11 protein-coding genes and 1 pseudogene are annotated in these 11,984 nt (G+C 52.7%); all 12 read left to right on the forward strand.

The window, feature by feature from the left end:
• The first annotated feature begins 25 nt into the window (after positions 1-25).
• The 12 genes and pseudogenes from fliM (at position 26) to SD71_RS14850 (ending at position 11,968) form a co-directional block, all read left to right on the forward strand.
• Entirely contained in the window at positions 26-1,027 is a 1,002-nt protein-coding gene (fliM, locus tag SD71_RS14795) for a flagellar motor switch protein FliM (RefSeq protein WP_041064684.1), read from the forward strand.
• Positions 1,017-2,234, forward strand: coding sequence for a flagellar motor switch phosphatase FliY (gene fliY, locus SD71_RS14800; protein ID WP_041064686.1), 1,218 nt, complete (start codon positions 1,017-1,019; stop codon positions 2,232-2,234). Before fliM ends, fliY begins: the two co-directional genes overlap by 11 nt.
• A gap of 21 nt (positions 2,235-2,255) precedes the next feature.
• Complete coding sequence (locus SD71_RS14805; protein WP_041064688.1) at positions 2,256-2,618, forward strand: response regulator; 363 nt, start codon at positions 2,256-2,258, stop codon at positions 2,616-2,618.
• A gap of 20 nt (positions 2,619-2,638) precedes the next feature.
• The gene (locus tag SD71_RS14810) at positions 2,639-3,181 is read left to right on the forward strand and encodes a flagellar biosynthetic protein FliO (RefSeq protein WP_052476281.1); all 543 of its coding nucleotides are present in this window, start codon (positions 2,639-2,641) and stop codon (positions 3,179-3,181) included.
• Positions 3,178-3,924 carry a flagellar type III secretion system pore protein FliP gene (fliP, locus tag SD71_RS14815; protein ID WP_041064691.1) on the forward strand — a complete coding sequence of 249 codons (747 nt, stop codon included), beginning with the start codon at positions 3,178-3,180 and terminating at the stop codon, positions 3,922-3,924. The genes SD71_RS14810 and fliP overlap by 4 nt, the downstream gene beginning before the upstream one ends.
• A 32-nt stretch (positions 3,925-3,956) precedes the next feature.
• Positions 3,957-4,226, forward strand: coding sequence for a flagellar biosynthesis protein FliQ (fliQ, locus tag SD71_RS14820; RefSeq protein WP_041064693.1), 270 nt, complete (start codon positions 3,957-3,959; stop codon positions 4,224-4,226).
• A gap of 6 nt (positions 4,227-4,232) precedes the next feature.
• Complete coding sequence (gene fliR, locus SD71_RS14825; RefSeq protein WP_041064695.1) at positions 4,233-5,018, forward strand: flagellar biosynthetic protein FliR; 786 nt, start codon at positions 4,233-4,235, stop codon at positions 5,016-5,018.
• Positions 5,019-5,047: 29 nt separating this feature from the next.
• The gene (gene flhB, locus SD71_RS14830; protein WP_041064697.1) at positions 5,048-6,142 is read left to right on the forward strand and encodes a flagellar biosynthesis protein FlhB; all 1,095 of its coding nucleotides are present in this window, start codon (positions 5,048-5,050) and stop codon (positions 6,140-6,142) included.
• Positions 6,143-6,343: 201 nt separating this feature from the next.
• A pseudogene (gene flhA / locus SD71_RS14835) lies at positions 6,344-8,375 on the forward strand (flagellar biosynthesis protein FlhA).
• Positions 8,372-9,751, forward strand: coding sequence for a flagellar biosynthesis protein FlhF (gene flhF / locus SD71_RS14840; RefSeq protein WP_041064699.1), 1,380 nt, complete (start codon positions 8,372-8,374; stop codon positions 9,749-9,751). Before flhA ends, flhF begins: the two are co-directional and overlap by 4 nt.
• Positions 9,744-10,601, forward strand: coding sequence for a MinD/ParA family protein (locus SD71_RS14845; RefSeq protein ID WP_041064701.1), 858 nt, complete (start codon positions 9,744-9,746; stop codon positions 10,599-10,601). Before flhF ends, SD71_RS14845 begins: the two co-directional genes overlap by 8 nt.
• Positions 10,602-10,675: 74 nt before the next feature.
• Positions 10,676-11,968: a protein-glutamate methylesterase/protein-glutamine glutaminase gene (locus tag SD71_RS14850; protein WP_041064703.1), complete on the forward strand. Its 1,293-nt coding sequence runs from the start codon at positions 10,676-10,678 to the stop codon at positions 11,966-11,968.
• Positions 11,969-11,984 lie beyond the last annotated feature (16 nt).

Genomic DNA, 11,984 nt, shown 5'->3' on the forward strand with positions numbered 1-11,984 from the left:
CCTTCGCCTGAAAGGGGTGAGAGTTTTGGTAGACGTTCTTTCACAGAATGAGATTGATGCGTTGCTAGCCGCGTTATCGTCCGGTGAAATGGATGCGGAAGAGCTTAAAAAAGAGGAAGTTCAGAAGAAGATCCGGTCTTATGATTTCAAACGGGCCGTTCGCTTTTCCAAGGATCACATCCGCAGTTTGACCCGGGTACACGAGAATTTTGCCCGGTTTTTGACAACGTACTTCTCTGCTCAGCTGCGGACGTTCGTACAGATCAGCGTCGTACAGGTGGAACAGCTGCCATACGACGAATTCATCCGCTCCATCCCGAAGATGACGATACTGAACATCTTTGAGGCGGAACCACTCGAAGGACGCATGGTGTTAGAGGTGCATCCCAACGTCGCTTTTGCGATGCTGGACCGGCTGCTTGGCGGCGCGGGCTCCGCTCCGTCGAAGATCGGCAGCTTGACGGAAATCGAAACGATCATCATGGAGAAAATTTTCAGCCGCGCGCTGGAGAGTTTACAGGAAGCATGGAAGACTGTGATCGACCTGCATCCGAGACTTGAAGCGCTGGAAACGAATCCGCAATTCATGCAGATCGTTTCGCCCAATGAAACGATCGCGCTCATTTCGTTAAGCACCAAAATCGGGGATACGACGGGGATGATCAATCTTTGCATTCCGCACGTCGTCATCGAACCGATCATGCCGCGATTGTCTGTGCATCACTGGTTCGTGTCGCAGAAGAAAACCCGTGCTCCGGAAGAAGTTGAAATGCTCGAACAAAGAGTGAGCAAAGCCAGATTGCCGGTCATCGCCGAACTAGGTTACTCTCACATATCCGTTCAAGAGTTTCTGAACCTTGCAGTCGGTGATGTGATCGCATTACATAAACATACGGATGACGGGTTGGAGGTAAAGGTCGGGGATAAGGTGAAGTTTGTTGCCGTCCCAGGCACGGTACGCGATAAGATGGCGATTCAAATTCATGAAATCGTCAGCGAAGGGGTGGAAGAAAGCGATGACGAGTAAAGATTATTTGTCGCAGGAAGAGATCGACGCCCTGCTCCGGCAGTCTTCCGGGGCGGATGAAACGCCGGCCGACAGCGGCGGCAAGGCCGCGCCGGATTTGGAAGATTTGCTGACCCCGATGGAACAGGACGCGCTAGGCGAGATCGGCAACATTATATTCGGAAGCGCCGCTACCGCCCTGTCAACGCTGTTGGGTAAAAAAGTGGACATTACGACACCCGCCGTATCCGCCATTCATAGAGAGCAATTTGAAGAAGAGTTTCCTAAACCTCATGTGGCGGTGCACGTCCGTTATGTGGAAGGTTTCGAGGGGATCAACTCTCTAGTAATCAAAGCCCATGACGCCCAAGTCATCGCCGATCTGATGCTTGGCGGCGCAGGAGATGTAACCGAAGAGCAGGAGTTGACCGAAATTCATATCAGCGCCGTGCAAGAGGCGATGAACCAAATGATGGGCTCGGCCGCCACTTCGATGTCTACCATTTTTAATCGCATGGTGAACATATCGCCGCCCGGCATCGATATCCTGGATATTCCGAACAATTCGGGCATCAGCAACATGCCTCAAGAGGAAGTGTTCATCAAGACGTCGTTCCGCCTTAAAATCGGGGAACTCATCGATTCTTCCATCATGCAGCTGATTACGGTTCCTTTTGCCAAAGATCTTGTAAGCTCGCTAATCGGCAGCATCTCCGATGAGCCGGCCCCGCAGCAAGCGATACCGGAAATTCCCCTACAAGCCGCTCCCCAGCAAGCTGTTCCTGAGGCTCCGGTACCGCCGGCGCCGCCTCAGCAGCAAACGCCGCCGCCGGTTTCCGCTCCGCTTGCCCAAAGTGCGGCCATGGCGATCGGTCCACAGACATTGGGGGCTCCTGCCACCCGGAATGTGAGCGTGAATCCGGTACAATTCGCGAATTTACAAGGCGCGGCATTCGGCCAGACCGACGAGACCAATCTAGGTCTCCTGCTGGACATTCCGCTTAAGGTAACGGTGGAGCTTGGCCGGACCAAAAAGCAGATCAAAGAGATTCTGGAAATGTCCCAAGGCTCGATCATCGAGTTGGACAAGCTGGCCGGTGAGCCTGTCGATATTCTCGTAAACAACAAGCTGATCGCAAAAGGCGAGGTCGTCGTCATTGATGAAAACTTCGGTGTGCGTGTAACGGATATCGTCAGCCAGTGGGACCGGGTCCAAAAAATTCAATAAGCTCATCGGGAGGAAATGGAAATGGCAAACCGCATTCTGATCGTAGACGACGCTGCGTTCATGCGCATGATGATCCGTGACATTTTGACGAAAAACGGATTCGAGGTCGTTGGGGAAGCGCAGGACGGCGCACAAGCGATCGAAAAATACAAGGAACTGAGTCCCGATCTGATCACGATGGATATCACAATGCCGGAAATGGACGGCATTACGGCACTGAAGGAAATCCGCAAGCTGGACACCAATGTAAAAGTGATTATGTGCTCCGCTATGGGCCAGCAAGCGATGGTGATCGACGCCATTCAGGCGGGAGCCAAAGATTTCATCGTCAAGCCTTTCCAAGCTGACCGCGTCATTGAAGCCATCAAGAAAACATTGAGTTAAGTCAGGAGCGTTGAACATTCATGCGCACTTTTGGATACACGGAAAAACCGTATCCGGCGTCGGGAGGTTCGGCTTGGGATCTCATCTGGGTGTTATTCGTTCTCGGTCTCATCGTGGCGCTGATCGTTCTGCTGCTCCGGTTTATCTCCAAGCGCAACCGCGGCTGGTGGATGAATCGATCGCTTCGTTCTTTGGGAGGACTTACTCTCGGCACGAACAAATCGATGCAGATTGTCGAATGGAACGGACGGATCTATGTGTTAGGAGTCGGAGAGAACGTCAGCTTGATTGAGTCCATCACGGAACCCGAAATGGTTGCCGCGTTGCTGGCCGAACATGATACGGCAGCTGCTAACACGGCACCCGCATTGCCCGCATGGCTTCGCAAGTGGAGCGTGCGAAGCAATCCGCAGACGGAACCGGGCAGCCATCAGGAATCCGGCAAACACCCGAGCTTTGAACAAACATTGGAAAATCGTCTTCGCCAGCTTTCCGAGAGAAGGCAGCGCATGGAGCAATTGCTCGACGAAAGCCGTTCCGAAGACGGGACGGACAAGCAATGAGAAAAAAACTGCTTTATAGTTTCGTGGCGCTGCAAGCCTTGATTTTCGGACTTCAGTCATCGGTCTATGCCGATCCGATTATCGAGTTAAAAATGGGCGACGGGTCGGAACCGGTAGGCGCATCCGCACTGTCGTTAATGCTGCTCATAACCATATTGAGCCTGGCTCCTGCAATCGTTGTTCTGATGACCAGCTTTACCCGGATCGTCATCGTGCTCGGCTTCGTGCGAACGTCGCTCGGCACACAGCAGATGCCGCCCAATCAGGTGCTGATCGGTCTTGCGTTGTTCATGACGATGTTCGTGATGGCCCCTACGATCTCACAGGTGAATGAAACGGCGCTGCAGCCTTACCTGGCGGGTCAAATGACACAAACCGAAGCTTTGCAGAAGGCTTCCGTCCCGATGAAAGAATTTATGTTCAAACATACGCGTGAAAAAGATCTGCTCTTGTTCTTGAATTATACGAAGACCGCCAAACCGGCCACATATCAAGACATTCCGATTACGGTAATGGTTCCGGCGTACGCGATCAGCGAGCTAAAAACGGCGTTTCAAATGGGCTTTATGATCTTCATTCCTTTTCTGGTAATCGATATGGTTGTTGCCAGCACTCTGATGGCGATGGGGATGATGATGCTTCCACCCGTAATGATCTCGCTCCCGTTCAAGATTTTGCTCTTTGTGCTGGTCGACGGTTGGTATCTTGTTGTGAAGTCGCTGTTGACCAGCTTCTCATCTTGAGCATTGGCAGCCGGAGTTTGGGGAGGTAACAGATGAGTTCCGAATTTGTCATCGGATTGGCCGGACAAGCCTTGTACACGACGCTAAAAGTGAGTGCCCCGATGCTCGGTGTCGGTCTGATCGTCGGTTTGATCGTCAGTATTTTTCAAGCGACGACACAGATTCAGGAGCAGACGCTCGCATTCGTACCAAAAATCATCGCCGTATTCCTAGCTGTGCTGATCTTCGGACCATGGATCCTCAATATTATGGTGGATTTCACAAGTCAGCTGTTAGGAAATTTGGCGAGTTACATTGGATGACGCCGGATGGAATTGATTATGCAGGTGTTTCCTGCCTTTCTGCTTGTTTTTTGTCGAATTACCGCGTTTTTTGTAGCGGCGCCTTTCTTCTCTACAAGAACGATTCCAAGAACGGTTAAGGTCGGGCTGGCGTTTTTCGTATCGTTGATTGTGTTTCTGACGGTTGGATTCGATACGAAAGTGACGGCAGACGCCACGTATATCCTGGCCATTTTCCGCGAGATCCTGGCCGGCTTGCTCATCGGTTATGTCGCTTATCTGTTTTTTACGGTCGTGCAGACAGCCGGGGCGTTAATGGACATGCAAATGGGCTTCGGGATCGCCAATATCGTAGACCCGCTTACCGGAGTTTCGGCACCCATGCTGGGCAACTTGAAGTATATGCTGATGATCCTCGTTTTTCTTTCGTTGAACGGCCATCATTATTTACTCGCAGCAATTATGGACAGCTACAAATGGCTGCCGCTGGATAACAATCTGTTTCAACTGTATTACGAAGGCAATGTTACCGAATTTTTGGCAAGGACGTTCGCGGACACCTTTCTGCTTTCGCTTCAGATCTCGGCGCCGATCGTGGTTGCGATGTTCCTGACGGATATCGGATTGGCCGTGCTCGCCCGCACCGCTCCGCAATATAACGTATTCGTAATCGGCGTCCCGCTCAAAATCCTGGTCGGCTTGGCGATGCTCGTCCTGCTTCTGCCCGGATTCGGCGTCTTGTTTCAGATGTTGTTCGACAATATGTTCCGCGCGCTTGAGAAGTTGTTTGTGATATTCAAGTCATCCTCTTAAGCCGGGATTGAAATAGAGGAGGTGGTGTGATGCCCCGTTATCGCCTAAAGATGAATCTTCAGTTGTTCGCAGGCGAGAAAACGGAAAAAGCGACGCCCAAAAAGCGGCAGGAAAGCCGTGACAAAGGTCAAGTTGCCAAAAGTGCGGACATCCCCAGCTCTCTCATATTAATCGGCAGCATTTGCTGCCTGACCATGCTCGGACCCTTTTTCAACAAGCAGCTGCTGACCCTGTTCGGAGACGTGTTCCAGCATCGGCTCAACATGAATGTGACGGAAGAGAACGTGCTCAGTTTGTTCAGCCATTATTCCATTCAAATGCTTCTCTTTCTGGCTCCAATATTCGTGATCGTTCTCGTGATCGCCTTTGCATCGCATTATGTGCAGTTCGGCTGGCTGTTTACATTCGAGCCGTTGAAACCGAAGCTTGAAAAGCTTAATCCGCTGCAGGGCGCCAAATCCATATTCGGTATGCGCGCATTGGTGGAGTTTTTAAAAAGCGGGTTAAAGCTTGTCACGGTCGGGATCGTTGTCTATCTCGTACTGTGGTCGGAGAAAGATCGTTTCTTGGATTTGGCTCAAGTGCCGGTAGAGGATATTTTCGCTTTTGTAGCTGACCTTACCATTCGACTTGGATTATTCGTCGCCGCATTCCTGTTCCTCTTGGCAGTCGGCGACTATCTATATCAAAAGCATGAATACGAGAAAAACCTGAGAATGAGCAAGCAGGATATTAAAGACGAGTATAAGAACATGGAAGGCGACCCGTTGATCAAAGCGAAAATCAGGGAACGCCAGCGCCGCATGGCTCTGATGCGAATGATGCAGGAAGTGCCCAAGGCGGACGTGATCATCACGAACCCGACCCACTATGCAGTCGCCCTTAAATATGACGGCACCAAGATGGAAGCTCCGACGGTCATTGCCAAAGGTGCGGATTACATGGCGCTGCGGATTCGGGAAATCGCCAAGCAGAATGATGTCATAACGATGGAAAACAAGCCGCTGGCCCGTGCACTGTTTGAACGTACCGAGGTAGGGGACAGCGTCCCCGCCGACCTCTTCCAAGCAGTCGCCGAGGTACTGGCCTACGTATACCGCCTCAAAGGCCGCAATAAAGCATAAAAATTGGGAAGAACGGTTGGCTACCGGAAAGGTGCAGAGAGAAAGGAATTGTCGCGGAAAGTGGAACGTCCGCCTTTGAAATCGAGTTGTATCCGATAGGATTTAATTCAATAACAACTTGATTTCAACAGCGGTGGAGTGGCAATCCTTTCTCGTCGCGCCAACAGTTGGTAGATAACGTATCAAGGGAGGGAGCGGCACATGAAGATTCGGGACCTAAGCATACTAATCGGCATCATAGGCATCGTCCTGATGATGGTCGTTCCGATTCCCAAAGAGCTGCTGGATGTGCTGCTTGTCATCAACATTTCCGTAGCCATCATGATTTTGCTCATTGCCATGAACACGCAGGATGCGCTTCATTTTTCCATATTTCCGACATTGCTGCTCATTACGACGATATTCCGGCTGGCGCTCAACGTATCAACCACCCGGCTCATTCTATCGGAAGCCGATGCCGGTCATGTAGTAGAGACATTCGGAAAGTTCGTTGCCGGTGGCCAAATCGCCATCGGATTTGTTGTTTTCCTTATCCTGGTCGTCGTTCAATTTATCGTCATTACCAAAGGTTCCGAAAGGGTCGCTGAAGTCGGTGCCCGCTTCACCCTCGACGCCATGCCGGGTAAACAGATGAGCATCGATGCGGACTTGAACGCCGGGCTTATCAATGAGCAGCAAGCCCGCGCCCGCCGCGAGAAGATCGAGAAGGAAGCGGATTTCTACGGGGCGATGGACGGTGCCAGCAAGTTCGTCAAAGGAGACGCCATTGCCTCCATCATTATCCTAATCATCAACCTGGTTGCAGGCTTCATCATCGGTATGGCCATTCACGCATGCCGGTAATGGAAGCATTATCAACGTATTCCATTCTGACCATCGGTGACGGACTCGTCAGCCAGATTCCGGCTCTTCTGATCAGCACAGCAGCCGGTATCATCATCACGAGAGCGGCATCCGAAGGCAATATGGCTCATGATCTATCGACGCAATTGCTGCGTTATCCGAAGCTTTTGTACATCGTTGCCGGAACGGTTGCTCTGCTTGGGCTCGCGACGCCGATTCCTCTATTAAGCACAATTCCGTATGCAGCTATATTGGCTATTGCGGGTTACAGGCTGCAGAAGAATTTGGACAGGAAGCAGCAAGAAGAAGAGCTGCTGGTTGAAGAACAGCAGATTGAGGAGGTCAGGAGCCCGGAGAGCGTCATCAGCCTGCTTCAGGTCGATCCTATCGAATTCGAGTTCGGCTATGGCCTCATTCCTCTCGCGGATACCCAGCAAGGCGGAGATTTGCTCGATCGAATCATCATGATTCGACGGCAATGTGCACTGGAGATGGGACTTATCGTCCCCGTTATCCGAATTCGCGACAATATTCAACTAAAACCGAATGAATATGTCATAAAATGAAAGGAAATACGGTAGCCCGCGGCGAACTGTTATTACATCACTATTTAGCTATGAGTCCCGGATTCGATGACGATTCCATTTCCGGGATCGAGACGCAGGAACCGGCTTTCGGCTTGCCCGCTTTATGGATTGACGAGGCCACGAAGGAACGTGCGGAGATGTCCGGGTACACGGTGGTCGATCCGCCGTCAGTCGTCGCGACTCATTTGACCGAAGTCATCAAGAAATACGCGCATGAGCTCATCGGCCGCCAAGAGACGAAGGCGCTTGTCGACAGCGTCAAAGAGACTTATCCGGCATTGGTAGACGAGCTGATTCCCTCCATTCTATCGGTGGGAGACGTTCAGAAGGTGCTGGCCAAGCTGTTGAAAGAGAAAATCTCCATCCGGGATTTGGTCACGATCTTCGAAACACTGGCTGATTACGGCAAGTTTACGAAGGATCCTGAGGTGTTAACCGAATATGTCCGTCAAAGCTTATCGCGCCAAATTACACAGCAGTACGCAAGCTCTGCAGAACCGCTGAAGGTCATTACAGTGAGCCCGGCGGTGGAGAAGAAAATTGCCGATTCCGTACAGCAGTCCGATCAAGGCAGCTACCTGGCGCTGGATCCCGCATCATCCCAAGCCATTTTCCAGCGGCTGACGGAGCAAGTCAATCGGCTGATCCAATCGGGCCAGCAGCCGATCATCCTGACGTCGCCGACGATTCGCATGTATTTGCGGCAGCTGCTCGAGCGCAGCTTGCAGGATATACCGGTCATCTCATACAGCGAACTTGAACCTAGTATAGAAGTGCAGAGTGTCGGGGTGGTGAACGCATGAAGGTAAAACGTTATATTGTGGATGGGCTGCCCGAAGCGGTTCAAATGATCCGCAGCGAGTTGGGCTCGGATGCCGTCATTCTCAATACCAAAGAAATCCGCACCGGCGGATTTCTTGGCATGTTCCGGAAGAAACGTGTGGAAGTGATTGCGGCGGTCGATGAGGCATCCAAAAAACCGCCTGCACGCAGGCCGATACCGGCACGCACACCGGAGCCGGTACCGGCATCGGCTGCAGAAGAAGCGCCGGTTCTTTCGCCAACGCTGCCTCCCAGCGCAGTGCGTGAAAAGTACAATCACAATCCAGCTGCTGTTAAAACGCAGCCTCAAGCAGCGCCGGTATCTATTCCGATGGCGTCCGTCACCCAAATGTTAGACGCGCCTGCAGTTCGTGAAGCCCAGCATTCTTATGAAGGGCAGAGCGCCAAAGATACGCAAGCCGCAACTCTCGCGGCAGCCGTGCAGACGTTGGAAGCCAGGGATCATAAACAAGTGAAGGCTGAAACGTCTGCTCTGCTTGAGGAGCTTCGCTCCATGAAGGAAATGATGACCAAGATGGCCAAGCAGCAAACTTTTCGCAGCATGCCGGAGTCGGTGATGAAGTGGAGCCGGCGTCTGGCGGAACAAGGTGTCGATCCCGCGTATGTGGAGCAGTTTGCCGAAGCCGTCAATCAGCAGCTCGGAGAGGCGAATCAGGCAGACGAAGCCGCTTCTTATGAGGCTGCGCGAACGGTGCTTCGCGACTGGCTGCAAGCTTCGCGCGGAAGCGGGTTCGATCCGGCCACCAGAATCGTACACTTTGTCGGCCCGACGGGAGTCGGCAAAACGACAACGATCGCCAAGCTGGCCGCAGAGCAATCTTTTACCTATCATCGCAGCGTCGGTTTGATTACTGCGGATACGTACCGCATTGCCGCTGTAGACCAGCTTCGAACATACGCCGATATTTTGGGCATACCTTTGGAAGTCGTATTTTCACCGAGTGAACTCACACGTTCATATAAGAAGCTGAGCGATCGAGACTTATTGTTCATGGACACGGCAGGCCGCAATTACCGCAATGAATTGTTCGTGTCGGAGGTGAACAGCCTGCTCGCGCCCGGTGAGCAGACGGAGACCGTGCTTGTGCTGAGCATGACCCATAAATACGGCGACATGAAGCTGATCGCCAATCAATTCGTCAAGTACGGCGTGAATCAGCTGCTGCTCACCAAATTCGACGAAACCGATTCTTTCGGTTCCATAGTCAACCTGGTGCGTGAATTCTCGTTCCAGATTTCCTACATCACGATCGGACAGACGGTTCCGGACGATATCAGGCGTTATGAGCCGGACGATTTGATCCGCCGGCTGCTGGGGGATCCGGCTTATGAATGATCAAGCGGAAGCGCTGAGGCACTTGGTTCATTCTCAGGACAGCCAGGAGGCCAAGACAACACGTGTCTTGACCGTCACGAGCGGTAAAGGCGGGGTAGGGAAATCGAACTTCACCCTGAATTTTGCAATGGCATTGCAAAAACGGGGATACAGCGTGCTGGTGTTCGATGCGGACGTCAGCTTTGCGAATATCGATGTTCTGCTCGGCACGCCGGCCAAATATAACTTGCTTCATCTGCTGAAAGGCGAGAAGACGATCTGGGAGATTATCCAGGTCGGACCGGACAATCTGCAATATATTGCCGGCGGCTCGGGTTTTCAAGATCTGGTCCGGTTAAGCGAGCAAGAGCTGGAGTATTTTGCTGCACAAATCGGCAAACTGAACGGCCATTTCGATTTCATCCTGTTCGATACGGGAGCGGGATTATCCAAAGAAACGGTGCGGTTCATCACCGCGGCGGAAGAAACGATTGTCGTCACCACACCGGAGCCCACTTCCATCACCGACGCTTACGCCTTAATCAAAATGCTGAAGTCGATGGGGCACGACATTTCTTTCCGGTTGGTCGTGAACCGTGTAACCGATGACAAGGAAGGCAAACAGACGGCGGATAACATCCGCCAAGTGGCGGACAAATATTTGGGACTGCAGCTTCCGGTGCTGGGCTTTATTCCGGATGACGCCAATGTGTCCAAAGCAGTGAAAAAGCAGACTGCATTGTCGGTGGCGTACCCCGATACTGCGGCGGTTCGCGGAATTGACCGGATTGCTGCGAACTTTTTGATGGAGCAGCAGGAAACTGGCGGTATGACGAACTTTTTTCAGCGGATAAAGAAATTGTGGGGCTGAGGAACTGCCGGCTAGCAGCGATATGTTAGATGCAAATCCGACGGAGTCCTAAGCAGCCGGGGAGGGGGAGCCAAATGCCGAAATATAACGTGTTGATTGTGGACGATTCCGCGTTCATGCGTAAGGTGTTCAGCGACGTGATCGCCGCAGACGCCGACTTCAAAGTATTGGCGACCGCCTCCAACGGTAAAGAGGGGCTGGAGCTCGCGCTCAAGCTGAAGCCGGACATCATTACAATGGATCTGGAAATGCCGCATATGAACGGCATCGAGGCATTGCGCCGCATCATGGCGGTTCAGCCGACTCCGGTTATCATGCTGTCGGCCGTAACGGACAATGGTACCCGCGATACCATCAGAGCGCTGCAATACGGAGCGGTAGATTTCATACATAAGACGGACGGCGCGCTGAAAAAAGGCAAGCATCAAGTCGGCGAACAGCTCCTGTCCAAATTGCATATCGCGTTGGAGACCGTCAGGGGCGGCACATTCCGAATGATGCCGGCCGTTGAGGACACAATGGCGCCATACAGGCAAGCGGAAACGACGTCTCCATCGGCGGCAGCGCCCAAGCCAGACACGTCGTCAAAGACTTGGAACGAAATGCCGCAGGATGGATCGTCATCGAGCTCGCTGCCGTTGCCTGAAATAAATATTGAGGCATCTGCTCTTACGCAAGCAGGACCAAGTCCACCTGTGCCGGAGAGACAGACAAGCACAGTTCCGGACAGCAAGGGTGCGGATGAGGAACGCCGGGTTACACGTCAGACTTCAACGGTTTTTACGCATCTTGTAGCTATCGGCGCTTCAACCGGAGGGCCTCGCGCGCTGCATGAAGTGCTTACGGGATTACCCGCCGATTTTCCGGCACCCGTCCTGGTCGTGCAGCATATGCCGCCCAAGTTCACCTTTTCGCTGGCTCAACGATTGGACAGCTTTTGCGGCATCGACGTTCGTGAGGCAGTGCACGGCGAGCTCGTTCAGACCGGCACGGCCTACATCGCTCCCGGCGGGCGGCATATGACCGTTGCCAAGCAGCGGGACGGAACTTTCCGCGTCATCTTGTCGGACGAGGCGCCGAAAAGCGGCCATAAGCCGTCGGTGGATGTCCTGTTCGAATCCTTGCTCGGACAGCGTCAACTGAAGCGGCATGCGGTGATCATGACCGGAATGGGCAGCGATGGAGCGAAAGGCATGAAAGCTCTCCAAGAGGACGGAGCGGCGACTACGATTGCGGAAGCGGAGCAGACGTGCGTCGTGTATGGGATGCCGCGTTCGGCAATGCAGCTGGGTGCCGTATCGCATTCTCTGCCGCTTCAAGCGATTGCTCCCGCTCTTGTACAAGAAATCAGCATCCTTAAGCGATGAATTTAGCTGCTGCAGA

It is taken from the genome of Cohnella kolymensis (assembly GCF_000829465.1).
GTDB classification, from domain to species: domain Bacteria; phylum Bacillota; class Bacilli; order Paenibacillales; family Paenibacillaceae; genus Cohnella; species Cohnella kolymensis.